Below are 21,620 nucleotides of genomic sequence, written 5' to 3'. Positions count from 1 at the left end.
CGCGGGTGCCAGAACTCCGCATAGTCCCACCCACAGCACCCGACGCCAAGCAGGCCGCCATCGAGCGCGTCAAGGCCATGAAGCGCGCGCCGGGCATGCTGCAGTGCTCGAAGTGCGGCGGCAGGGACACCATGACGGTGGTCACTGGCTCCTACATCGGCCAGGACGGAAAGATCAAGCGCGGCACGGTGACGGCAGACAAGGTCTGCTACCACTGCGACAAGCGGGGCATTCTCAGCTTCATGGTGCAAGACCCGCCGAAGCTTGTGCAGGAGCCGAAGCCAAGACGGACGAAATTGAAGTCCGCCAATTAATATGAGAGTCCTCGCGCTTTATCCCCTTTCTATTTGCGGGCTGTCAATTAATGAGTGGCATATGCGTGCGGCTGGTTCTTTTACTGCTGTTGTTAATAATCAATCAAAGCCATTACTCCACGAGGCGATTCAAGCTCTTGGGTTTATAGGTATGAGATTTCCGATCGCTGGCGAACTGGATAAAGAGCTAATCGCCGCGCAGATCGAAGATGTTCGATTTCTTAGCACTGGCGAAGGAATTGAAATTGAGGGATATTTTGTAACTGATCCGATTGCATCAAGCAATCTTGCTGATATAGACGGCACTATTTTCTAGAAAAGTTACTGATTTCAGAGAGTTTCCAAACAACCCGCCCAGGCGCAAGTCTCGGCGGGTTTTTCATTGCCCAGACGCCGGATGGCTGAGGGCGCATCGGGCCGGATGGCTCACCCGTCCACAGGTGGATGCCTGTGAAGAAAGCACTCAAACCATGCCATTCAAATTCGACGCCAACGGCGCAATCGTTCTCCAAGAAGTCAACGGCCAGAAGCTGCCCGTGTTCGTCCACGCCGACGGCAAGGAAACGGCCTTCGATGGTGACAGCACCATCCAGACCATTTCCCGCCTCAACGGGGAGGCCAAGAGCCACCGCGAGCGCGCAGAAGCCGCTGAAGGTGCTCTGAAACCATTCAAGGATGCAGGGATTGAAGACCCCGTGGCAGCCGCGAAGGCCCTGAGCACCATCAAGAACCTGGACGACAAGAAGCTGGTGGATGCCGGCGAAGTCGAAAAGGTGAAGGCCGAAGCCATCAAGGCCGTGGAGGACAAGTACGCCCCAGTGGTGAAGAAAGCGACCGAGCTGGAGCAAGCCCTGTACGGCGAAAAGATTGGCGGTGCGTTCGCGCGCTCCAAAGTCATCGCTGACAAGTTCGCCATTCCGGCGGATCTGGTGCAAGCCCGTTTCGGCAACGCTTTCAAGATCGAAGAAGGCAAGACCGTCGCCTACGACCCCCAAGGCAACAAGATTTTCAGCCGCGCTCGCCCTGGTGAGCTGGCCGACTTCGAAGAAGCCCTGGAAACCCTGGTGGACCAGTACCCCTACAAGGACCAGATCCTGAAGGGCACGGGCGCCTCTGGTGGCGGCGCCCATGGCGGCAATCAAGGTGCTGGCGGGAAGAAGACCATGACCCGCGCGCAGTTCGATGCTCTCGACCCGACGGCCAAGGCCGCAGCGGTCACCGGCAAGGATGCCGTGCAGATCACCGACTGACCACGTTTCAACCATCCCCAAATCGGGCCGCCATGTGCGGCCTTTTTCATTTCCGAAAGGCCATCATGAAAGCCACTCTCTCCAAACTGCGCTTCGTCGCACTCGCTCTGGTCGCGGTCGTCGCGGCCATCCTGCCCATGGCCACCGTCGCCGCTGCTGCGGCCCGCGTGTTCGAGCTCACGCACTCCTGGGTCACCCAGAAGAAGCAGGACTTCGCCCTGGGCGCCAACACGCTCACCGGTCTGATTCCCACGCTGTACGAGGCTCTGAATGTGGTATCCCGCGAAATGGTGGGTTTCATCCCGGCCGTCCGTCGTGACAGCAACGCCGAGCGCGCGGCCGTGGGCCAGACCGTTCGCATCCCGCTGGGTGAATCCGGCGCGCTGGAAGACATCACGCCCGGCGCGACGCCTGCCAACAGCGGCGACACCACCGTGGGCTTTGCCGACATCACGATCAGCAAGTCCAAGGCTGCGCCCATCCGCTGGAACGGCGAAGAGCAGAAGGCTGTGGGTTCCACCGGCACCTACAACCAGATCCTGGCCGATCAGTTCGCCGACGGCATGCGCAAGATCGTGAACGCCATGGAAATCGACCTGGCTGTGTCTGCGAAGAACGGCGCATCCCGTGCCTACGGCACCGCTGGCACCACGCCCCTGGGCACTGCTGGCGATCTGTCCGACCTGGCTGGTGTGGCTCGCATCCTGGACGACAACGGCGCCCCTGTGGTCAGCCGTCAGCTGGTGCTGAACTCGGCCTCCATCGCCAACCTGCGCGGCAAGCAGTCGGTGCTTTTCAAGGTCAACGAAGCCGGTTCCAGCGACATGCTGCGCACTGGCATGACCGACCTGCTGCAGAACATGGCTGTGCGCTACTCGGCAGGCATCCAGCAGCACGTCAAGGGCACCGGCGCCAGCTACGTGACCTCCGGCAGCACCGCTGCAGGTGTACGCGACATCGCGCTGATCACCGGCACCGGCACGGTGCTGGCCGGTGATGTGGTGACCTTCGCCGCCGACTCGGCCAACAAGTACGTGGTCGGCACCGGCGTGGCCGCACCAGGCACGATCAGCCTGAACCGGCCTGGCGCGCTGATGACCATCCCGACCAGCAACGCGCTGACCGTGGGCAACAGCTACACCGGCAACTTCGCGTTCAGCCGCAACGCCCTGGTGCTGGCCTGCCGTGCTCCTGCGGTGCCAGAAGGCGGCGATTCGGCCGACGACTCCATGATGATCACAGACCCCGTGACCGGCCTCACCTTCGAGGTGCGCGTGTACCGCCAGTACCGCCAGGTCAAGTTCGAGATCTGCATGGCCTGGGGCACTGGCGTGACTAAGAGCGAACATATTGCTACCCTTTTGGGGTAGCACGGCAATCAATCCAGTGATCTAGGCTAAAATAGCGCTTCCATTGAAAGGGAGCGATATGCTGCAAAGATTCGGATTGATTCCAACCAAATCGCGGGCTGTGTTGCCGGGGGATGTGTTTGGCAGGTTGCGAGTCGTCGCGACGGGCCAAATCCCCGGCACATACAGATACAAGGCGATTTGCGAATGCGAGTGTGGCAGTGAGGCCAAGGCAGTTCGCTTCGACTCTTTGAAAAGCGGGGGGATTTCATCTTGCGGATGCTTGAGGTTGGAAAAGACATCAACGCATCACATGAGTAAATCTGCTCACTACCACCGGTGGCGCCACATGATGGACCGGTGCTACATGGAATCGTGCCCCGCATATCCGAATTACGGGGGGCGTGGAATTAAAGTTTGCCCAGAGTGGCATGACGTTGCGAATTTCATTGGGGGTCTGCCGGATGGATATAAGCCATGGCTTGAAATCGACCGTATAGACAACGACGGCGACTATGAGCCCGGAAATGTGCGGTGGGCAAACCGAAGCCAGAATGCTGACAACCGAAGAAGCGCCAGGGCCTTAACTTACGATGGCCGAACACAGTCATTGAAGAGATGGTCGGAAGAGACCGGAATCAACGCAGGAACGCTGTGGGAGCGTATCTCCATTTTGGGATGGGATGACGCGAAGGCCCTGACAACTGCACCGCTGACATCGCATGAGCGCATGGCCAAGGCGCACGAAACACGCTGGGCCGGGCATATCAACAAGGCCGCGCCGACGCCACGGCCGCCGCTGAAACGATTCCCGGTTGATGGCGTGATGTTGACCATCAAGGAGCTGTCCGTGCGAACTGACATCACGGAGAAACTGCTGCGGAAAAGATTGATAGAGCGTGGATGGCCGGTAGAGCGCGCCATCAAACAGTGAAACAAGGGCCTTCGGGGCCTTTTTTCTTTGGAGAACACCATGACCGACAACGAACTGATCCCTGTGACCAAGCACGGCGAGTACCTCGAAGTGCACCCCGTGGCCCTCTCGCAGCATGAAGCCCTTGGTTGGGTGAAATGTGCCCGCCAGGAGCCAGCCGACAACGAGCCCGACGGCGCCAAGAAGGCCAGCGTGGCCGATCTGCGCGACTCCCTGGCCGCCGCTGGCGTTACGGTGCCCGACGGCGCCAAGAAGGCTGACCTGGTGGCTCTGCTGACCGCCTTTGAGCGCTCCGGCCTGTCCGGTGCCGACTGGAACAACCTGGCAGACGAAGACCGCGCTGCGCGCGTCGCTCAGTAAACCATGGCCCTGATCGTCGCCCCCACCGCTGGCGCGGAGTCCTATATCTCCGTCGCCAACGCCGACGCCTTCCACGCAGCCCGTGGCAATGCCGCCTGGGCGCCCCTTTCCACCGAGGCCAAGGAGCAAGCCCTGCGTAAGGCCACCGACTACATGGGCCGCTACTCTGGCCGCTGGAAAGGGGAGCGCTTGAACGCTGGGCAGGTGCTGGACTGGCCCCGCGCTGGCGTGGTGGTGGACGGCTACGAGATCAACTGGGAAACAGTCCCGGCTGCCATCGCCAACGCCTGCGCGCTGCTGGCGCTGAAGGCATCGGCTGGCGACATCGCCCCCGACCTGGGCCCGCAGAAGCAGAGCGTGAAGGTTGGGCCGATTGAGACCACCTATGCGCCCGGCACACGGCAGGCTACGCGGTATCAGTCCGCCGAAACCCTGCTGGCTCCGTATCTGGCTGGCAGCGCTGGGCAGGTGAGGGTAGTGCGGGCATGAAGAAGACGCAGCACCCATCGAACAACGCGGTCCTGGGCGCGCCCAAGGGCTGGGACCAGAGCGAACTGCCATGCGGCGCGCTGCCCATCACTCGCACCGAATGCGATGGCATACCGGCGGTGGTGAGCTATTGGACGCCAACGGCTGAGGAACTGGCTGCTCTGAACGCTGGCCGACCAGTCGCCCTGTGGGTTGTGGGCAGCACCATGCCGCCTGTGGCGCTGACGGTGGAAGCATGAAGACCAAATGGCTTGACCGCCGCGTGGCCGCCCCCGGGCCGTTCCTCTGCCTGGTGCTGAGCCAGGAAGAGTGCGACGCCGCCATGAAGGCCTGCAAGCTGCCCGCGACGCCTTACCTTGCATCACCACGCGCCGACGCCACAACGCACCTGTTGACCAACAGCAAGGGCGCGTCGGTTGCCATCGTGGCTCTGGGCGACACATTGGGCCGCTCCAGCATCGAGATCGCGGGCCTGCTGGTCCATGAGGCGGTGCACGTCTGGCAGGAGCACTGCGCCAACATCGGCGAGCGCCGCTGCGGTTCAGAGCAGGAGGCCTACGGCATTCAGGGGATCGCCCAGACGCTGCTGGAAGAGTACGCCCGGAGGATCGCATGACCTTCTACGCCGAAATGGCCCAGGTGGCCGACGAGATCCTGCGCGAGTTCGGCGCCGCTGGCACGGTCACATACAAGACCCGCAGCGGTGAATACGACCCAGACCTGGGCGACTACCCAGAGGTCGAGGTGACGCAGGCTTGCACCGCCGCAGTGTTCCCCGTTGACCAAAAGCTGGTGGACGGCACAACGGTGCTGGCCACCGACGAACAGGCGTACCTGTCGGCTGTCGGCCTGAGCATCCCCGAGCCGACGCACATCCTGACGCTGGGCGGCGTGGCGTTCACCGTCATCCGCGCGAAGAACCTGGCCCCGGCCGGCACTTCGGTGCTGGTGGAACTGATCGTGAGAAGATAATAAATAGCACGAATTAAGGAAAACTGGCAGAATCAATCGCATCTTGTTGTGCGGAGGTTCTATGCCTGTAGCTGCTGGGGATCGATTCGGGAATTTGACGGTGCTGCGGTTCGCAGACGGTGTGCCAAAGATGGCCCAGAAAGCCACATTTCGGTGCGACTGCGGGACCGAGAAGGCCATTCGACTGGCGCACGTCATAAGCGGGGTAACAGTGTCGTGTGGGTGCGTGAAGCAGAAGCACCAGGCGCCGAAGGGCTCTAAGTTTGGGCGACTTACGGTGATTGACGACACCCCGAACAGAGACAGCGGAAACCGCAAGGTGTTGTGTCGCTGCTCATGCGGTGTTGAAAAGCTGGTGGGTGTTTGGGAGTTGGCGAACGGCGTCACGAATTCATGTGGGTGCATCGTTATCGAGAACGCGCGGGCCATGAGCCTGACCCACGGAGAAGAGGGTACGCCGCTGTACGTGGTCTGGCATAGCATGAAAGCCAGATGCCAGATCCCGAGCGCTGGGCCATATGAGCGCTACGGCGGGCGGGGGATATCAGTGTGCCAAGAATGGTCAGACAGCTATGTCAAGTTCCGTGACTGGGCACTGGCGGCTGGCTACAAACAAGGCCTGCAGATTGATCGCCGTGACAACGATGGCGACTATGAGCCGGGCAACTGTCGCTGGGTGACTCCCGTGGTGAATGCGAACAACAGGGGTAATCATCGAACGCTCACGGCCTTCGGTGAAACCAAGACCATGGCCGAATGGGCCAGAGATGACCGATGTGCTGTGTCAATTTCGGCGCTCAAGCAGCGTGTTCGAAAAGGCCGGTACACCGATGAAGAGGCGATCACGCTTGCAAAGGGGCGCCATGTCGAATCAGTTCGCAGAGAACCTGAATAAGTTGTGCGAGCGGGCGGGCGCGCGAGCCGAGATGGTTGTGCGCCAGACGGCGCTTGCCCTACAGAGCCAGATGATTGAACGCGCTCCGGTTGACACGGGGAGGTTCAAAGGGAATTTCCAGTGTGGACTCGGATTGGTCAACACGACTACGACCAGCCCCCCAGAAAAGTCTGGTGATGGGGCGCTATCGAGAACAGAGACGGTACTGTCTGGTTGGAAGCCAGGGCAAACAATTTGGCTCACCAATTCATTGCCGTACGCAAAGCGATTAGAGAACGGCTGGTCCGATCAAGCTCCTAGCGGCATGGTGCGCTTGGCTGTCCAAAACTATGGCGAGGCGATCAAACGCGCCGTGGAGAGCATCAAGTGACCCTCGCCGAAATCGAAGCCGCGCTGGAAGAGCGCCTGCTGGCCATCAACCCCGCCATCGCCACTGCGTTCGAGAACAAGACCTTCACGCCCGTGGCTGGCACGGAGTACCAGCGCATCAACCACCTGACGAACACCCCGGTGGATCACGCCGTCACGCTGGACGTGACCGAAGACAGGGGAATCCTGCAGGTGTCGCTGTTCTACCCACTGGACAAGGGGCGGGTTCCTGCGAAGACGCGGGCCCAGTTGATCCGCGACCAGTTCAAACCTCCCCTGACGCTCACGAAGGGAACAGGGAAGGTCGAGATCCTGAAGACGCCAAGCATCGGCAGCGGGTTCCCCGACGGGGACCGCTACATGGTGCCGGTGTCCATTTATTGGAGGTCTTTTCAGACCCCGTAACCGGCGAAGACCGGCCTGAGCAAACCGCCCTTGAGGCGGTTTTTTCATTTGTGCATCACGAAAGGACACAACATGCACACACAGATCGTTTCAGTCATCAACGGCGAGCCTCTCACGTCAACCGCCGTCATTGCGCAAGGAATGAGTCAAAAGCACCGCTCGGTCGTCCAGCTATTGCGCCGGTATGCGGATCAGCTGGCAACCATGGGCAGGGTGCAATTTGAGGTTGCACCCTTCGCAACCCGTGGTGGCACACAGGCGCGCGAGGTTGCGATGCTCAATGAGCGCCAGGCCGCCTTCCTGATTTCGCTCATGCGGAATACAGACGCCGTTGTGGAGTTCAAGGTCGCGCTGATCAATGAGTTTTACCGTATGCGTGATGCGCTACGCCAGCGCGACGACAACCTCTGGCAGCAGATGCACGCGCTGATTGCGAAGGAAGTCGAATCCAAGGTGCGCGCCTCGTTTGGCTCACACCTGATGCTGGAGCGGAAGAAGGAGATCCCCGCGCTGCGCGAGCGCTTTGAGCGCCTGGAGTCCGAAATCCAACCGGCGCTGCCTCTGCACTAAATACCTCCACGGTCCTTTCGTGGTTGCCCGCTTCGGCGGGCTTTTTTATTTCCCCGCCCGAAAGGGCATTTCACTGCCCCGCGTGGGCGCAACCAGCCGCAGCAATGCGGTTTTTTTTCGTCCAAAGAAAGGCCCACCATGGCATATTTCCTCGCAGAGGGCTCGAAGTTCCTCTTCTCTGAAACCTTCGGCTCCGCCATCACTGTGACGGCGGCCACGAATGCCGATCCCACCGTTCTATCCGCAACCAGCCATGGTCTTGTGGACAACGATGAGGTTCTATTCACCTCCGGCTGGGAGGACGCAACGGATGCGGTCTGGAAGGCTGACCAGCTGACTGCAGACACTCTGAGCCTCAAGGGTCTGGACGCAACTGATACCCAGTGGTATCCCGCTGGTGCTGGCACCGGCACCCTGCGCAAGGTCACCAACTGGCTGGAAATCGGCCAGGTGCTCGATGTGCAGCCCAATGGTGGCGATGCCCGCAATGTGACCATCGAGCCACTGTCGCGCCGCAATGCCATCAACATGCCCGCAGGCTTCAACGCTTCGAGCATCAACCTCACTCTGGGCTACGACCCATCCACCGCTTCGCAGATTGCGCTGAACAAGATCAGCCGCAACTTGAGCAAGCGCATCGCGTTCAAGTTCCTGCTCGCTGGCGGCCAGACCGGCTACGGCTACGGCACCGCGCAGCTCGCCCAGATGCCCAGCATCGCCAAGGGCTCCGCGATCAGCGTAGGCCTGACGGTCAACTTCCTCGGCCTGTTCGTGGGCTACGCAAGCTGATTCACACCGGGCGCAAGCCCATTCACCGAGCACCGACCAGGCGCCGTTCGTTCCTTCGCAGGGACGGCGGCGCTTGGCACGGGCCTATTCAACCCTGCGAAGAAAGAAATCCACCATGGCAAAACTCATCATTGGCGATGCGCCGAGCACGTTCCCTCTGTCCGTCGAAATTCAGACGCCCACCGGGCCAGCATCCATCGAATTCACCGCGAAGCACCTCACTGGCACGGAGTGGGCAGAGCTCCGTGAAGAAAACACGGACAAGGTGAACGCTGATATCAAGGCTCTTTTTGACGCCGCGCGCGCCGATGCTGAAGCGGAGTACGCCGCCGCGCAGAAGAAGGTCAAGAAGCCCGCCAAGTCGGCCGATGGCGCCGCACCGACGGCTGAAGAATTAGAAGCAGCCAAAGAGGCCGCGATCATGGCGCTCATGAAGCCAGTGAAGCAAAGCGTAATCCAGCGCCTGGTTGCGCAGAACGCCGCGTTGATGATCCAGAAGATCGCCACCGGCTGGGACCTCGACGACAAATTCACCGCCCCAGTGCTGGAGAAGATGTGCAACAAGTATCAAGGTGCGCAGGCCGCCATCTTTGCCGCATACAACGACAAGCTGGAAGGTCGTCGCCAGGGAAACTGAAGGAGGTCGCGCGCTTCCTGCACCGGGACAAATCAAAGGACAGAGGAGCGGCGCGGCCCCTGCGCATGGTCGGCCTGGATATCTTTGCTCCGCCGCCACAGGTCGAGCAGGACGTTGTGCTGTGGCGGGAGAACGCTAACTCGGCGCATTTTTTTGCCTCGCTGGGCAGCCGCTGGATATACGGAAGCATGGGTGGCGTTCTCGGCCTGCGGTGGGAGGCCATCTACCCGCTGATGGACAGGATTGGCCTTGATTGTGAGGCCTGGGATGCCCTGAGATTTGACCTGGAGGTCATGGAAGGGGCTGCGCTGGAAGAGATGGCGAAAAGGCGGTGATCGCTTCAGGTTGCGCGGTGCTAGAGTCCTCTGAAAGCACTTTGGAGGGCCTATGGCATCGGCGGAAGAGTACGTTTCAGCAGAATCACTTGCTCAAATCAATACGGAATCATTCGCCCAGAATGTCTCCAATTTCCGGTCCATGCTGCTGAGGTGGGAGAAGGAAGTTGATGGCGGGTCGTTTGCAAGTCAGCGTGCATTTGTTCTACTGAATGAAGTCTCCGCATTGCAGGAGATCATCACCTCTCGAATCAGAGCGGCCGGCACAAGGGCGCGGGAGCTAGGTGTTCCACCAGAAGCGGTCGGCGAAACGCTGGAGATTTATCGTAGGGTACTTGTCAAGATCGCACTCAAGATCGCATCCGAGGTTGACTTTAGTTCGGACGCTGCGCAGAGGATCGTGGATATGGCTGAAGCTCCAGATGCGATCCAGCCAATCAAGGAGCTGGCCGGTCGCATCAAGGTGAGCCGTGTCGCATTCGATCAGCTTGTCAAAAGCCCTGATGCAGCAAGCCTCATTGCCCCATCATTTATCCAGTCGGTCATGGGGATTGTTCAGCAGATGCGTGATCTTGGAATCACGGGTGGTGCTGATCCAAAGCAACCTCCGCCTAGGAACCCAACTCCTGCTGGCGGCGGCGATTCAGGCAGTGATTTGCCTCGCCGAGTCGGCATTCTGGAGACGAAGGTGGACAAGATTGCGGATGACATTTCTGGCATCAAGTCAACTTTGGTGCGAATGGAGGAGTTGCTGAAGCACTCGGCAATGAAAGCTGACATCGCGAGAGTGGAAGAGAAGCTAGTGCCCTTGGCCACGAAGGAGAGCCTGGCTAGAGTCGAGGAGCGGGTCAGCCATATGCCAACGAACGCGCAAATGTATGTCGCTGGCGGCGCTGCGCTTGCGGCCGTTATGGGAGTCATGGCCAAAGGCTTTGGTTGGCTTTGATACCTCCGCTACCATGAGGCCTTCTTTGGAGGGCCTATGGGAGACATAGCAGAGTACGCGGTCATACCGATCACGGAGAAGAACTACCCAAAAACGTATGCAGCCTGGGGCGCGCTTGGCGTAGAGCGCATCAATGCCTTGATGCAGCCTGCGGCTGAGATAGTCGCCTCATCACCTGGATGTGATCGTTTGGAGTTGCTTGAACTTAGCAACGTCCGAAGTTCGCCGCCAGACAACATCGTGTTTTTCGCCGACTGCAAGAATGGCAGACGCTTCTTCATCACTGAGAGTGATGTTGCTGCGAAGCGTCAAGTTGTTTCACAGAACGACAAGTCCAAATGGCTTGGTGACCAACAGTTGCTGGAAATCGCCCAAGAGGAAATCAAGGCAAGACTGCAGAGCGATTGCCATTTTGGCGATTCAACAGCCTACAGAGCCGTCGCTGGCCGTACGGTCGTATCAGTAGAGTTCAAGACGCTAAGCGGCCCAGCACCTGGAAGCAGGGGCGTCGCAAAGTGCTACTTTGATGGACTGTCGCTGACTGAGGTTGATTTCATTGCCTGATCGGCCACTGAATCGCCCCTGAAATGGCCAAGCATCTTCGGATAGCATGACGCATCTGTAGGAGTGGCCATGAAACTTGTGTGCAAAGACTGCGGGACGGTGGACGAGCCAAAAACTGTGGCGCGCGGCTCTATGGCCGTCGAAATCGTTCTTTGGCTTCTATTCATAGTCCCTGGGCTGATCTATTCGATATGGAGACTTGGCTCCAAGCATGACGCATGTCGGGCTTGTGGCAGTGAAAAGCTGTTGCCGGTGCATACCCCCGCAGGGAGAACGCTTGCTGAGGGCGCCGGGTATACCGCTGAGGTCATCAAGCCCTCTGCTGGCGCTGTGAGCGCAGGTAGGGCCTTAGGCCGTTTAGTCGGGCGCTTAAAGCGCTAATTTCTTTCGTTCTTCAAAACCCGCTTCGGCGGGTTTTTTCTTTTCTGGGCTCGCCATTTGGCGGGCCTTTTTCATTTGGGCCGCCCATGAGCACAGAAGACATCGCAGCGATTGGCATTGCGCTCGAAACCGATGGTGTGGAGAAGGGCATTCGCGCCCTCGACACACTTGCGAGCAAGGGCCCTGCTGTTGAAAAGGCCATGGGCCAAGTAGAAGGCGCTGCCAAGAAGACTGGCAAGACACTGGAGAACCTCGGCAGCAGCACCGCCAAAGGTGGGATTGAAGGTTTCGGCAAGGCAGGATCAAGCGCCGCCGATGGCATTGACAGACTCGGGAAGGCAGCTGACCGCTCGCAGAAGGATGTGAGCAGCCTGAATGCTGCCTTGCGTTCGTCTTCTGGAGACGCCCGTTCGGCAGCACGCGGGTACGCTGAAATGGCGCAGTCACTGGAATCAGCAACCAGGTTGGCAGCAGGCCTCTTTGCTGGCGCGTCCTTTCTCGGCGGTGTTGGGAAGCTGGTGGCAGTTCAGCGCGAGTTTGATGTCCTGAACTCCAGCTTGATCACAGTCTCCGGCAGTGCCGAGATTGCAGCCCGCGAGTTCGAATGGATTGAGAAATTCGCGAAAGAAACCCCGTTTGGCTTGGCACAGGCAACGCAGGGTTTCGTGAAGATGAAGGCGCTGGGACTCGACCCAACGCGGGCATCACTCACTAGCTTCGGCAACACAGCATCTGCCATGGGGAAAGACCTCAACCAGATGATCGAGGCCGTGGCCGACGCATCGACGGGAGAGTTTGAGCGCCTGAAGGAATTCGGCATCAAGGCCAAGAAGGAAGGGGATAGCGTTTCCCTCACCTTCCAAGGTGTAACGACCACGATTGGCAACAGCGCCCAGCAGATCACCAAGTACCTGGAAGACATCGGCAACAACCAATTCGGCGGCGCCATGGCGCAGCGCGCGAAGACGCTTGATGGCGCCATCGCAGAGCTTGGTGACACCTGGGATGGGCTTTTCCGCACGATCAATGAGCGCAACGCCGGGACACTGATCTATGACAGTGTGAAGCTGGCGAACGGAGCGATTGAAGATGCCACCACGATCATCAAGGCCCTGACAGGGGCGTACGACGAAGGCGAGCGCGCTTCAGGGGCTTTCGGATCGGCCCAAAACGGGCTGGCAACGGTATTCGAAACCGTCGCGGTATTGGGGGCAAACGTCAACTACGTCCTCACCCAGACCGGTGTCACGTTGGGCGGATTCGCAGCCAAGGTTGCCGCGATAGCGCGTGGCGACCTAGCCGGGAATCGCGCGATTGGCATCCAGATGAAGGAGGACTGGGAGGCTGCGCGCGCGGCGATTGATGCGACAGAGCGCCGCATCATGGGAGCGCGCAAGGCGCAAGAGGAATTCAACCGCTCTGCCGCCGCTTCTACGGCTGGAGACTTCTCGCGCATGGACCGCGGAGGTAGTAAGCCGAGCGCCGGCAGTGAAGTCACCGGCAAGCCAAAGAAGGCCGATCTGTCGGAATACGACAAGCTGATTCAGAAGTTGGGCCAAGAAATCCCCAGGGCTGCCGCCGAAGCCGAAGCCGCGCAGATGGGCTACAACAAGGCGCAGACAGAGTTTCTGGCGCTGGCCGGTAGCCCGCTGTGGGCGTCTTTTACTGGGCAGCAACGAGCTACCGTAGCCGCGCTCTTCGAGAGAAAGATCGCAAGCGAACAGGCTGGTGATGCTGAGAAAGCGCTGGCAAAAGCCAACATCGAAGCCGCCCAGACCCGCGAAAAGTACCTCGCTTCTCTGCAATCCGGCATCGAGAAAATCCGCGCCGATATCACAGCCCAGGAAGACGCCACCGCGCGCATGGGGCTGTCCAAGCAGGCCGTAGCAGACCTGGACGCGGCCAAGCTGGAAATGCTGGCCACCGATACGGAACTGCAGGCCATCAAGGCGCTGGACCGCAACCTCGACCAGCAGACCTACGACTCGCTGAAAGAGCAGGCCAAGCTGTACCGCGACCTGGCTGCGGCCAAGCGCGTGGGCGCGGCCAAGGAAACGGCGCTGGAGATCGAGAAGACCAACGAAGAAGCGGCCAGAAAGGCGGCAGAGGATTGGCAGCGCACGGCCGACGACATCAACCGCAGCCTGACCGACGCCCTGCTGCGCGGCTTCGAGAGCGGCAAGGACTTCGCCCAGAACCTGCGCGACACCATCAAGAACATGTTCAGCACGCTGGTGCTGCGGCCAATCGTGAGCGCTGTCGTCTCGCCCGTCGCCGGGGCGCTGACTGGCGCCCTGGGGCTGGCGGCCCCGGCCGCTGCAGCTGCAAGCGGCGCAGGTGCTTTGAGCAGCGCTGGCGGCATCCTGAGTGGTGTTGGCGCTCTTGCTGGCAACTTTGGCGCCGGCATCTCCACCGGCTTCTCCCAACTGATGGGCGGCAACATCCTGGGGGGGCTTGAGCTTGGTGGTGGCCTGATCGGCTCTGGCGCCACGGCTGGCGGCCTGGGCACCATTGCTGGGGTGCTGGGCCCCATCGCCCTGGGCATCGGCGCACTCACGGCCATCATCGGAAAGACCAAGGGCGAAACCCGCACGGGCGGCCAGTTTGGCGTGGCCTTCGACGGTAGCGTTACCAACCAGCGCCGGGGCCAGACTTACACCATCGAGGGCCAGCAGTTCGACCGCGACTTCACGAACGGCCTGCAGACCGCGCTGAAGGATGGCATTGCCTACCGCCTGGAAGGCGACCCCGTGGCGCAAGAGTCGGCCATCCGCGAGGCGGTGGCGGGCACGGCCAGCGGCATCAACGGCTTCCTCAAGGCCCTTGGCAGCGCCGCAACCCTCACAGGGTTCTCTGCTGGCCTGGAAACCTCTGGCAAGGGCCGTGGCGGCGTGTTCGCGGGTGGCCTGCTGTCCACCGGCCAGGGCTTCGGCGAATCCGGCAAGGGCGACAACTACGCCGGGACGCTGTTCGAGTCGTTCAGCACCAACAGCCCAGACTTCAAGACCGCGCTGGAGAACTTCACCCTCGACCTGAAGCAATCCACCATCCAGGCGCTGCAGACCGTGTCGGACATCCCCGAAACCGTCAAGAAGCTGCTGGCCCAGGTGGACGCCGAAGGCCTGACCGAAGACGCCGCCAACAAGCTGCTGGAGACGATCAACGCCCAGATCGTGGGCGTGAACCAGTTCAAGGACGCGCTGAAAGGCATGGGCCTGGACACGCTGGCCGCGCTGAGCTTTGACGCGGCCGCAGGCCTGGCTGAGGTATCCGGCGGGTTCGACAAGCTGCTGGGCAACCTGCAGACCTACTACACGAACTTCTTTAGCGGCGAAGAGCAGCGAGCCAACCTGCAGCGCTCGCTGGCGCAGCAGCTGTCCGGCCTGGGCCTGCAGCTGCCCGACATCAACGCCAGCAACGCGCGCGACCAGTTCCGCGCCCTGGTGTCGGCCGCCGAGAAGGACAAGAGCGAGGCGGGCCGCAAGACATACGCCACCCTGCTGGCCCTGTCTGGCGCCTTCGCGTCCATCACGGATGCTGCGGACGGCGCCGCAGAGGCCGTCAAGAAGCAGCAGGACGCCGTCTACAGCCAGTTCCAGCGCGCTCTTGGCCGCGACCGTGACGGGCTCAACAGCCAAGCATCCGCCCTGCAGGACACCATCAGCGGCATTGCCGACGCGGTGGACACATTGCGCAGCAACGCCCGTGACCTGTACCAGACCGTGGACGGCACGCGCAACATGCTTGCAGCCCAAGGCATGGTCTACATCGAGCAGGCCCTTGCTGGTGTGCGTGCTGGCGGTTCGGTTGCAGACTACTCCGGCCTTTCTGACGCCATCAGCGCCGCGCGCAGTGGTATCGACGGTGGCCGGTATGCGACCCAGTTTGAGCGCGAGCGCGATGCGCTGGTTTTGGCCGGCCAGTTGTCTCAGTTGGCCGATAGCGGAGAGCTGCAGCTGTCGTTTGAAGAGCGCCAGTTGCGCGCCGTGAATGAGCAGCTGGAGTACCTCAACACGCTCGACAAGCGTGCAGAGGAACTGGTGAACGGCACCACCACGCTGACCGGCACGGTACAGAGCTACTTCGACCAGCTCCTGGCGATCCTCAAACCCGCCGATCCTGAACAAGGACAGGGCGCGCAACCTGGTGGCGCGTTCGCGGGTGTTGGAGGCGGTGGTGGCGGAGTCATGGGAACGCCGGTTGACCAGGACGCGCTGCTCAAGGCGCGCATTGACCAGCAGCTGCGCTTCGGCGAAGAAAAGGGCCTCGCGTTCAATGACCCGGCGGTGCTCGCGTCTATCAACGCGGCGCTCTACGGCTCTGGCGCCACGAATGCCGACATCGCGCGTCTATACGACATCCCCAAAGAAGATGTGGACAGGCTTTTCGCTGGCGCTGGAATCCCGCGTTTTGACATCGGCACCAACTACGTCCCGCGCGACATGCTGGCCTACATCCATGAAGGTGAGGCCGTTGTGCCAAAGGCATACAACCCGGCCGCCAACCCCGGGGCGGGTGGCGGATCAAACGCCGATCTGGCCGAAGCGGTGAACCGGCTGGCAGAGCAAAACGCCATCTTGGCCGCGCGCCTGGAAGCCATCGAGAACAACACGAAGCTGATGCCGCAGATGGGGCGGCAGTTCAACGATGTAACCAACGGCGGCACCGTGCTGCGCAGCAAGGCGGTCGCATGAACATATTGATTCCCAAGACCATCACGGCCGCCATGTTTGGCGCTGCTACCAACATCCCGGAAGTGGACTCCAGTGTCGGCGAGACAATTTGGGCCACTGGAGGCACGTTCGCTGTCGGCGCGCGCAGGGTGTGGAAGGGCTACACCTATGAGTGTGTTCAGGCAATCTCCGGCGCTCCAGCCAACACTTACGAGCCAGACAGCACGAACGCGCAAGGCTGGTGGAAGAAGGATGAAGGCGCCCCCACGAACCGCATGGCGCCGTTCGACAAATACTTGTTCACCAAGGCCCGCCGCAATGGGAATGTGACCATCGTGCTCAATCCTGGGTTTGCCACTGGAGTGGCGATCTACGGCATTGAGGGCGACAAGGTAAGCATTTCCGCGAAGGCTGGGACCGGCGGCGCGAACCTGATCCCGCCCATCGTTGACCGCGATTTGTGGCAGCAGGCATTCGGCGAATGGGAATACCTGTTTGGCGACCTGCAGCGTGGAACCTACATCACCCTCAAAGACTTGCCGATCCACCCGAATCTGGAGCTAACCATCACGGTGACGCGCAACGACCCCGGGGTGGAAGCGGCCATCGGCTTTATCAGCGTTGGCACCTGGAAGACCCTGCTTGCGCCCCTCACGCAGGCCAGCGGGGTGCAGTACGGCGTCGAGGCGGCTACCCATGATTACTCGTACCCCGAGGAATACAAGGATGGGACCTACATCGATGCGGATGGCCGCAAAGCCACCGACATCAACCTGTCCTGCGTCATCGACGCGAACCAGGCCCCCGCCGCAAAGCTGTTGCTGGAACAAATCCTGGGCAAGGCCGTTGCCATCGAGGTAAGCGGCCTGCCCAAGTACAGCCACCTCGCCACCGTTGGAAAGATCACCGGCTCTGTCCGGTCCGTGAATTGGCCCACCGCCCAGGTGGACCTGCAGATCAAAGGAAACGTATGACCGTACCAGTCACACCCCCGGATGTGATCATCCCATCGCCGTACCCGGCGCTTGGGAGTCCGACATTCAATGAAGACGCTTATGCGACGTGGACAACAGTTCCGGGCGCAATCACGCGGGTCGGAGAGATTGCCGAGAACGCCGCAACCAACACGCAGATAAGCCACGACAACGCGGTAACTGCACTGCAGGCCAAAGACCTGGCGGTAACGGCGGCCGAGGAAGCCTCGGCTTCCGTGAACTTTTTGGGTTTCTGGGAAGACCAGACGGGTCCGGCCGCCAAGGGCGTCTCTGTAAAGCACAACAACCGAATCTGGCGCTCAGTGGTTGCCATTGCAAACATCACTCTGTCAGAGCCGGGTGTGTCCGCAGATTGGACGACCGGTGACGGTGGGGTAGTGACGCAGCGCGTGGCCGTGAACACAACCATGTCGGCGGGGGTTGCATACACAGGAACAGCATCGGGGATCGTAATGTTGGCCCCCGCAACACTGCTCCCCGGCGACGTGCTGGAATTCATGAATGCCACTTCGCAGCGCTCATACATGGACTTCAACGGCCACACGGTGAAGGGGCAGACGCCTGATTCACCGATGGCCATCCCGCCGTTTCGCGGCTTCCGACTCAAGTATGACGGAGTGACACTCGCATGAACTACGATCAAGCCTTCGGCGGCGCAGGGGCCGCATCGGCAAAGCGTCTTACGACTCTGGTGCTCGTTACACGCAGTTTCACGGTCCCCGCGTGGGCCACAAAAGTCACCGTTCCTTTTCATGCATCCGGGGGTAGTGGCGCGTGGGCGAACACAGCTTCTACGGCGTCAGCGACGGGTGGTAATTCTGGGCCTTGGGGTCAAGTAACCATTGACGTAGAGGCCGGTAAAACACTCACCGTCAATCTCGGTGCCGGAGGGGTGCAGCCTGCCGCGAACAACAACGGGAATCAGGGAAGTTCTTCTACGCTGGTCTATGACGGCCTTACCGTGATGACGCTGCAAGGCGGCGAGGGCGGCATCTATGCCGCATCCGGGTTGGTGAACCCGGCCACACCTGCCGCCACTGTAACCGGAGCGGATTTCTGGGTTCCAGGGCTTCCAGCGTGGCAGGCCAATAACAGCGCTAGCGGCGGCGCCGCCTCAAACATTTTTAATCTATTGTCGTCAGAATTGACTATGACACCCCAGCAGGCGGGGAGAAGCGTAGGCGCGCGGTCAAACACGCCTGCTACAACGCCCCTGATGGGGCTTATTCACCAAAGCATCCCGATGCTGTTTTTCTCAACTACGGTTGGGCATCCGGGAGTTGGCGGGGACGGTAGCGGTGTCGTCGGGTTGTTCGCGGGAGGCTTCGGCAATCAAGGCACAGGGGCGGGCACGACGGGCGGCCAAGGCGGCGGGGGAGGTGGTGGCGTGCGCGTAGCGGCTAGCATCAACAACGCAGGCGGCGCAGCACTCGCGTACGTAGTTTTCTCGGAGTGAACGGCATGCTCCAAACAACCCTGCCATGGTGGCGAAAGAGCCGCCAAACCAAGCTGACAAACCCGCTTCTGGCGGGTTTTTTTATGGCTGTCGCATTCCTGGTCGGATGCGGCGGCGCTGATGCAGGAAGTCCTTGTGCGGTCCCGTATGAAGTCGTTGTAACGCGCGGATGGGCTGGCGATGTGCAGCAGTACCACAAGGCCACAAGCGCAAGCCCATACGTTCTGCAAGCGAGTGGTGCGGATGCCATGGCGGCTGTCCTTCCATGCCATGGATACGGTACGCAGTGGTTTCACTTCAAGACGTGGGGCGAGGGCTTCTTTGAGCCTGCGCACGGCCTACCGGCAAACGGCAACCATCTTGCGGCCCTGACGCGGGGCACTTTCAACATGGCAATCCCGCAGTACATCGCCAGGGGCGTGATATTGCACCGCGACTTCGGCGTTGCTGGCGAGCGGTTCCACAGGAACGACGCCATCAACGCGAGCAACGTGCTGCAGTGTGCATCGTGGTTCAACGGTGGTAGTTGCGTTCCTGGCGTCTTCTACGCGCCGCACGCTGTGACGGCCTCTGACGCCGTTTTCCATTGGCAAATGGAAAGCAGTCCAACCCACACTGCATACAACCTGTTCAGCACGGAGACAGGGCGAAACGCCGTGGGCGTGTGGGCCGAGGGCTACGACCACGTTTCCCTGTCCGGTACATCACTGGGGCTTGCTGTGCTGTGTGATGCAGGGTGCCCGGGGCCGTTCATCGCGCGGTTTTTCGACATCCAGGCCGGGTGGAAGTGAACCGCGCCCGCATCCAAACACAACCCGCTTCGGCGGGTTTTTCTTTGCCTGGGAGGGGCGCTAGATGAACGAAGAAAACCTGCAGCAGATCCACAACGAACTCGCGGAAGGGGACAAGCGAATGAACTCCCTGACGGATGAAGTGACGGCGATCAAATTGGAGCAGGCCCAGTTCCGCGTGGAGCTGGCCGAGAACACCAACGCCACGAAACGCATCGAGGCCAACACGGCGGAAATGCTGGATGTGTTCGAGAGCTGGAAGGGCGCCATGAAGGTGCTGACGTGGATTGGAAAGGCGGCCAAGCCTCTGGGCTATCTGGTCGGCCTTGGGGCGTCCATGGCTGCATTCTGGGCGGCCCTCAAGGGCGGAGTGAGTCCGAAATGACGCCGCGCCAAAGACTGGCCGCCAAGGTCGGCGGCGGCGCGCTCGCGCTCGCGCTCCCTCTGGTGGCGCACTTTGAGGGCACGGTGTACCGCACCTACCGCGATCCCATCGGCATCCTCACCAGTTGCACCGGGCACACTGGACCAGAGTTGCGCATGGGGCAGACCTTCACCAAGGAGGAATGCGATGCGCAACTGATGGGCGACCTGCTCAAGCACACCGAGGCCATCGACTGCTTGAAGCACCCGCTGACCGATGGTCAAAAGGCCGCATTCCTGTCGTTCGCCTTCAACGTGGGCAACGGCAACTTCTGCAAGTCCACGCTGGTGCGCAAGGCCAACGCCGGTGACATGCCCGGGGCCTGCGCCGAGTTGTCGCGCTGGACCCTGGCGGGCGGCAAGGAACTGCCCGGCCTGGTGCGGCGCCGCGCCGCTGAGCGTGCAATGTGCGAAGGGAAAACACCATGAACCCCATCCTGATCGCCCTTGCCATCAGCGTTGCCGCCAACGGCCTGCTGGGCTGGGCCTACCTGGGCCAGCGCGACGACACCACCGAGGCGCAGACCGCACTGCGCGACATGGAGGGCCAGCGCGACGGCATACGCCAGGCGGCTAGCGAGTGCTCCGCATCGGTCGATGACCTGCGCAAGCTGGCAGAGCGCCGCTATGTCGTAGCCGCACCAGCGCGCGCAGCAGCAGCCAGCGCTGCGCAGGGGCACAACCAGCGCGCAGATGTGATTTTGTCCACGCCAGCTCCGGTGCCGGGCGATGTCTGCGCCAGCGCGCAGGCTCGGGTGGACGAATGGCTCAAGGGGAGGGCGAAGCCATGAAGACTCTGGTTGACAAAAGCCGGAATCCGCAAGGTTGGTTGGTTGACAAATCGCGGTTTCTGCAAGGTTGCATGTTGCTGGCTGCCGTGGCGCTGACAGGCTGCAATACAACGCCGCCGCGCGTGGAGATCCAGCGCGTGAACGTGGCCGTGCCCGTGGCCTGCCAGGAGAAAGAGCCCGAGCGCCCGGTGATGCCCACCGAGGCCCTGCGGCCGGGCGCCACGGTGGACCAGTTCACCCAGGCGGCCCAAGCCGAGATCGAGCGCCGCAAGGGCTATGAGGTTCAGCTGGTTGCGGCCCTGGCCATCTGTACGCGGCCCATCGAGCCAGCGCCTCAACAGCCCCTTGGGCTGCGCTCGGCGTGGCCGAAATAGGTAGACGCGGACTAGTGGCGATTGGACAATTGAGCCATGAAGGTCCAACAACTCATTGAAGCCCTGCAACAAATGCCGCCGGATGCGGAGGTGCGTTCCATGTGGGATGGCGCCGCCAGAGGGGAAGTCCAGCATATCTGGCTTGCGAGAGGCGGTTGGGTGGTAGTCGCCGACTCAGAAGACAAAAGCTACTACACGGAAGACCGCCCATCGTACGCACCTACCGAGAACGAGGTTGGCGTTTGGATTGGCCCGAAGTAGGTTAAGCCATAGTCTCACCATTTCTGCTGCTACGCACTGCGCTGGCTGCGTGCACGGCGCCTGTCGATGCTGCGCCAGAGAAGGCGCCAAACTGATACGCAATGGGCATGGCGGGAACGAAAGAATGCGGCCTAAATAGCTGATTGAACGTACAGCTTTGCGTATCAAGAAACGGTCTGCGGACCGCATGAATGCTGGCTTTGCCGAACAACTTAGAAGGCTATTGCTCTATCCAGTTGAGCTACGGGCAGAAAAGAGGCTTTCAGCGGCAATGCCTACTCGCTGGGCGGTGTGTCC

The 21,620-nt window shown here is 60.9% G+C and carries 29 protein-coding genes; all 29 read left to right on the top strand.

The genetic code is table 11. From position 1 onward, the window contains the following. The first annotated feature begins 5 nt into the window (after positions 1-5). Positions 6-314, top strand: a complete 309-nt coding sequence (locus AvAM_RS18250; RefSeq protein WP_137748383.1) for a hypothetical protein — start codon at positions 6-8, stop codon at positions 312-314. A gap of 61 nt (positions 315-375) precedes the next feature. Beyond that, entirely contained in the window at positions 376-630 is a 255-nt protein-coding gene (locus tag AvAM_RS18245) for a hypothetical protein (protein ID WP_137748382.1), read from the top strand. Between the two features lie 154 nt (positions 631-784). Then, entirely contained in the window at positions 785-1,564 is a 780-nt protein-coding gene (locus AvAM_RS18240; RefSeq protein WP_137748381.1) for a DUF6651 domain-containing protein, read from the top strand. A 65-nt stretch (positions 1,565-1,629) separates the two neighbouring features. Beyond that, positions 1,630-2,934 carry a P22 phage major capsid protein family protein gene (locus AvAM_RS18235; protein ID WP_137748380.1) on the top strand — a complete coding sequence of 435 codons (1,305 nt, stop codon included), beginning with the start codon at positions 1,630-1,632 and terminating at the stop codon, positions 2,932-2,934. 292 nt (positions 2,935-3,226) lie between these two features. After that, positions 3,227-3,847, top strand: a complete 621-nt coding sequence (locus tag AvAM_RS18230) for a hypothetical protein (protein WP_137748379.1) — start codon at positions 3,227-3,229, stop codon at positions 3,845-3,847. 39 nt (positions 3,848-3,886) lie between these two features. Next, a complete protein-coding gene (locus AvAM_RS18225) occupies positions 3,887-4,207 on the top strand; it encodes a HeH/LEM domain-containing protein (protein WP_137748378.1) in 321 nt (106 codons plus the stop codon). A gap of 3 nt (positions 4,208-4,210) precedes the next feature. Next, entirely contained in the window at positions 4,211-4,696 is a 486-nt protein-coding gene (locus tag AvAM_RS18220) for a DnaT-like ssDNA-binding protein (RefSeq protein WP_137748377.1), read from the top strand. After that, on the top strand, positions 4,693-4,935 hold the full coding sequence (locus AvAM_RS18215) for a hypothetical protein (protein WP_137748376.1): 243 nt from the start codon (positions 4,693-4,695) through the stop codon (positions 4,933-4,935). Before AvAM_RS18220 ends, AvAM_RS18215 begins: the two co-directional genes overlap by 4 nt. Then, positions 4,932-5,312, top strand: a complete 381-nt coding sequence (locus AvAM_RS18210) for a hypothetical protein (protein WP_137748375.1) — start codon at positions 4,932-4,934, stop codon at positions 5,310-5,312. The genes AvAM_RS18215 and AvAM_RS18210 overlap by 4 nt, the downstream gene beginning before the upstream one ends. Beyond that, positions 5,309-5,668, top strand: coding sequence for a hypothetical protein (locus AvAM_RS18205; RefSeq protein WP_137748374.1), 360 nt, complete (start codon positions 5,309-5,311; stop codon positions 5,666-5,668). The genes AvAM_RS18210 and AvAM_RS18205 overlap by 4 nt, the downstream gene beginning before the upstream one ends. Before the next feature lie 427 nt (positions 5,669-6,095). Beyond that, positions 6,096-6,563 (top strand): hypothetical protein, encoded by a 468-nt coding sequence (locus tag AvAM_RS18200; protein ID WP_137748373.1) that lies wholly within the window; start codon positions 6,096-6,098, stop codon positions 6,561-6,563. After that, positions 6,532-6,933, top strand: coding sequence for an HK97 gp10 family phage protein (locus tag AvAM_RS18195; RefSeq protein WP_137748372.1), 402 nt, complete (start codon positions 6,532-6,534; stop codon positions 6,931-6,933). The genes AvAM_RS18200 and AvAM_RS18195 overlap by 32 nt, the downstream gene beginning before the upstream one ends. After that, positions 6,930-7,337 (top strand): phage tail terminator-like protein, encoded by a 408-nt coding sequence (locus AvAM_RS18190; RefSeq protein ID WP_137748371.1) that lies wholly within the window; start codon positions 6,930-6,932, stop codon positions 7,335-7,337. Before AvAM_RS18195 ends, AvAM_RS18190 begins: the two co-directional genes overlap by 4 nt. Before the next feature lie 72 nt (positions 7,338-7,409). Beyond that, positions 7,410-7,907, top strand: coding sequence for a Rha family transcriptional regulator (locus AvAM_RS18185; RefSeq protein WP_137748370.1), 498 nt, complete (start codon positions 7,410-7,412; stop codon positions 7,905-7,907). 138 nt (positions 7,908-8,045) lie between these two features. Further along, entirely contained in the window at positions 8,046-8,696 is a 651-nt protein-coding gene (locus AvAM_RS18180) for a phage tail tube protein (RefSeq protein WP_137748369.1), read from the top strand. Positions 8,697-8,811: 115 nt separating this feature from the next. Then, on the top strand, positions 8,812-9,333 hold the full coding sequence (locus AvAM_RS18175) for a phage tail assembly chaperone (RefSeq protein WP_137748368.1): 522 nt from the start codon (positions 8,812-8,814) through the stop codon (positions 9,331-9,333). Between the two features lie 65 nt (positions 9,334-9,398). Next, entirely contained in the window at positions 9,399-9,668 is a 270-nt protein-coding gene (locus AvAM_RS18170) for a DUF1799 domain-containing protein (protein ID WP_137748367.1), read from the top strand. Positions 9,669-9,720: 52 nt separating this feature from the next. Further along, positions 9,721-10,614 (top strand): hypothetical protein, encoded by an 894-nt coding sequence (locus AvAM_RS18165; RefSeq protein ID WP_137748366.1) that lies wholly within the window; start codon positions 9,721-9,723, stop codon positions 10,612-10,614. Between the two features lie 36 nt (positions 10,615-10,650). Continuing rightward, the gene (locus AvAM_RS18160) at positions 10,651-11,178 is read left to right on the top strand and encodes a hypothetical protein (protein ID WP_137748365.1); all 528 of its coding nucleotides are present in this window, start codon (positions 10,651-10,653) and stop codon (positions 11,176-11,178) included. 467 nt (positions 11,179-11,645) lie between these two features. Further along, on the top strand, positions 11,646-16,253 hold the full coding sequence (locus AvAM_RS18155) for a tape measure protein (RefSeq protein WP_137748364.1): 4,608 nt from the start codon (positions 11,646-11,648) through the stop codon (positions 16,251-16,253). Continuing rightward, positions 16,250-17,206 (top strand): hypothetical protein, encoded by a 957-nt coding sequence (locus AvAM_RS18150; RefSeq protein ID WP_137748363.1) that lies wholly within the window; start codon positions 16,250-16,252, stop codon positions 17,204-17,206. Before AvAM_RS18155 ends, AvAM_RS18150 begins: the two co-directional genes overlap by 4 nt. Beyond that, on the top strand, positions 17,203-17,859 hold the full coding sequence (locus AvAM_RS18145; protein ID WP_137748362.1) for a hypothetical protein: 657 nt from the start codon (positions 17,203-17,205) through the stop codon (positions 17,857-17,859). The genes AvAM_RS18150 and AvAM_RS18145 overlap by 4 nt, the downstream gene beginning before the upstream one ends. Continuing rightward, positions 17,856-18,683 carry a hypothetical protein gene (locus AvAM_RS18140; RefSeq protein ID WP_137748361.1) on the top strand — a complete coding sequence of 276 codons (828 nt, stop codon included), beginning with the start codon at positions 17,856-17,858 and terminating at the stop codon, positions 18,681-18,683. The genes AvAM_RS18145 and AvAM_RS18140 overlap by 4 nt, the downstream gene beginning before the upstream one ends. A gap of 5 nt (positions 18,684-18,688) precedes the next feature. After that, positions 18,689-19,474 carry a hypothetical protein gene (locus AvAM_RS18135; RefSeq protein ID WP_137748360.1) on the top strand — a complete coding sequence of 262 codons (786 nt, stop codon included), beginning with the start codon at positions 18,689-18,691 and terminating at the stop codon, positions 19,472-19,474. A gap of 64 nt (positions 19,475-19,538) precedes the next feature. Continuing rightward, the gene (locus tag AvAM_RS18130) at positions 19,539-19,859 is read left to right on the top strand and encodes a hypothetical protein (protein ID WP_137748359.1); all 321 of its coding nucleotides are present in this window, start codon (positions 19,539-19,541) and stop codon (positions 19,857-19,859) included. Beyond that, entirely contained in the window at positions 19,856-20,326 is a 471-nt protein-coding gene (locus AvAM_RS18125; RefSeq protein ID WP_137748358.1) for a lysozyme, read from the top strand. The genes AvAM_RS18130 and AvAM_RS18125 overlap by 4 nt, the downstream gene beginning before the upstream one ends. Further along, positions 20,323-20,688 carry a hypothetical protein gene (locus AvAM_RS18120; RefSeq protein WP_137748357.1) on the top strand — a complete coding sequence of 122 codons (366 nt, stop codon included), beginning with the start codon at positions 20,323-20,325 and terminating at the stop codon, positions 20,686-20,688. The genes AvAM_RS18125 and AvAM_RS18120 overlap by 4 nt, the downstream gene beginning before the upstream one ends. 71 nt (positions 20,689-20,759) lie before the next feature. Continuing rightward, on the top strand, positions 20,760-21,062 hold the full coding sequence (locus AvAM_RS18115) for a hypothetical protein (protein ID WP_137748356.1): 303 nt from the start codon (positions 20,760-20,762) through the stop codon (positions 21,060-21,062). Positions 21,063-21,098: 36 nt separating this feature from the next. Next, positions 21,099-21,323, top strand: a complete 225-nt coding sequence (locus AvAM_RS18110) for a hypothetical protein (protein WP_137748355.1) — start codon at positions 21,099-21,101, stop codon at positions 21,321-21,323. The last annotated feature ends 297 nt before the right edge of the window (positions 21,324-21,620 follow it).

The sequence above is a fragment of the Acidovorax sp. NB1 genome (genome assembly GCF_005405905.1).
In the GTDB taxonomy this organism is placed as follows: domain Bacteria; phylum Pseudomonadota; class Gammaproteobacteria; order Burkholderiales; family Burkholderiaceae_C; genus Acidovorax.
The sequence above is the reverse complement of the archived record's forward strand: the minus strand, read 5'-3'. Positions and strand labels throughout refer to the sequence as shown.

What these genes read in the sequence shown, in the direction of transcription:
- AvAM_RS18160 (WP_137748365.1), top strand. Translation starts at nt 10,651, where the DNA reads ATGGGAGACATAGCAGAGTACGCGGTCATACCGATCACGGAGAAGAAC.
- AvAM_RS18165 (WP_137748366.1), top strand. Translation starts at nt 9,721, where the DNA reads ATGGCATCGGCGGAAGAGTACGTTTCAGCAGAATCACTTGCTCAAATC.
- AvAM_RS18130 (WP_137748359.1), top strand. Translation starts at nt 19,539, where the DNA reads ATGAACGAAGAAAACCTGCAGCAGATCCACAACGAACTCGCGGAAGGG.
- AvAM_RS18225 (WP_137748378.1), top strand. Translation starts at nt 3,887, where the DNA reads ATGACCGACAACGAACTGATCCCTGTGACCAAGCACGGCGAGTACCTC.
- AvAM_RS18220 (WP_137748377.1), top strand. Translation starts at nt 4,211, where the DNA reads ATGGCCCTGATCGTCGCCCCCACCGCTGGCGCGGAGTCCTATATCTCC.
- AvAM_RS18170 (WP_137748367.1), top strand. Translation starts at nt 9,399, where the DNA reads ATGGTCGGCCTGGATATCTTTGCTCCGCCGCCACAGGTCGAGCAGGAC.
- AvAM_RS18175 (WP_137748368.1), top strand. Translation starts at nt 8,812, where the DNA reads ATGGCAAAACTCATCATTGGCGATGCGCCGAGCACGTTCCCTCTGTCC.
- AvAM_RS18205 (WP_137748374.1), top strand. Translation starts at nt 5,309, where the DNA reads ATGACCTTCTACGCCGAAATGGCCCAGGTGGCCGACGAGATCCTGCGC.
- AvAM_RS18185 (WP_137748370.1), top strand. Translation starts at nt 7,410, where the DNA reads ATGCACACACAGATCGTTTCAGTCATCAACGGCGAGCCTCTCACGTCA.
- AvAM_RS18140 (WP_137748361.1), top strand. Translation starts at nt 17,856, where the DNA reads ATGAACTACGATCAAGCCTTCGGCGGCGCAGGGGCCGCATCGGCAAAG.
- AvAM_RS18200 (WP_137748373.1), top strand. Translation starts at nt 6,096, where the DNA reads ATGAGCCTGACCCACGGAGAAGAGGGTACGCCGCTGTACGTGGTCTGG.
- AvAM_RS18135 (WP_137748360.1), top strand. Translation starts at nt 18,689, where the DNA reads ATGCTCCAAACAACCCTGCCATGGTGGCGAAAGAGCCGCCAAACCAAG.
- AvAM_RS18245 (WP_137748382.1), top strand. Translation starts at nt 376, where the DNA reads ATGCGTGCGGCTGGTTCTTTTACTGCTGTTGTTAATAATCAATCAAAG.
- AvAM_RS18210 (WP_137748375.1), top strand. Translation starts at nt 4,932, where the DNA reads ATGAAGACCAAATGGCTTGACCGCCGCGTGGCCGCCCCCGGGCCGTTC.
- AvAM_RS18230 (WP_137748379.1), top strand. Translation starts at nt 3,227, where the DNA reads ATGAGTAAATCTGCTCACTACCACCGGTGGCGCCACATGATGGACCGG.
- AvAM_RS18110 (WP_137748355.1), top strand. Translation starts at nt 21,099, where the DNA reads ATGAAGGTCCAACAACTCATTGAAGCCCTGCAACAAATGCCGCCGGAT.
- AvAM_RS18180 (WP_137748369.1), top strand. Translation starts at nt 8,046, where the DNA reads ATGGCATATTTCCTCGCAGAGGGCTCGAAGTTCCTCTTCTCTGAAACC.
- AvAM_RS18240 (WP_137748381.1), top strand. Translation starts at nt 785, where the DNA reads ATGCCATTCAAATTCGACGCCAACGGCGCAATCGTTCTCCAAGAAGTC.
- AvAM_RS18125 (WP_137748358.1), top strand. Translation starts at nt 19,856, where the DNA reads ATGACGCCGCGCCAAAGACTGGCCGCCAAGGTCGGCGGCGGCGCGCTC.
- AvAM_RS18150 (WP_137748363.1), top strand. Translation starts at nt 16,250, where the DNA reads ATGAACATATTGATTCCCAAGACCATCACGGCCGCCATGTTTGGCGCT.
- AvAM_RS18145 (WP_137748362.1), top strand. Translation starts at nt 17,203, where the DNA reads ATGACCGTACCAGTCACACCCCCGGATGTGATCATCCCATCGCCGTAC.
- AvAM_RS18115 (WP_137748356.1), top strand. Translation starts at nt 20,760, where the DNA reads ATGTTGCTGGCTGCCGTGGCGCTGACAGGCTGCAATACAACGCCGCCG.
- AvAM_RS18120 (WP_137748357.1), top strand. Translation starts at nt 20,323, where the DNA reads ATGAACCCCATCCTGATCGCCCTTGCCATCAGCGTTGCCGCCAACGGC.
- AvAM_RS18195 (WP_137748372.1), top strand. Translation starts at nt 6,532, where the DNA reads ATGTCGAATCAGTTCGCAGAGAACCTGAATAAGTTGTGCGAGCGGGCG.
- AvAM_RS18155 (WP_137748364.1), top strand. Translation starts at nt 11,646, where the DNA reads ATGAGCACAGAAGACATCGCAGCGATTGGCATTGCGCTCGAAACCGAT.
- AvAM_RS18215 (WP_137748376.1), top strand. Translation starts at nt 4,693, where the DNA reads ATGAAGAAGACGCAGCACCCATCGAACAACGCGGTCCTGGGCGCGCCC.
- AvAM_RS18235 (WP_137748380.1), top strand. Translation starts at nt 1,630, where the DNA reads ATGAAAGCCACTCTCTCCAAACTGCGCTTCGTCGCACTCGCTCTGGTC.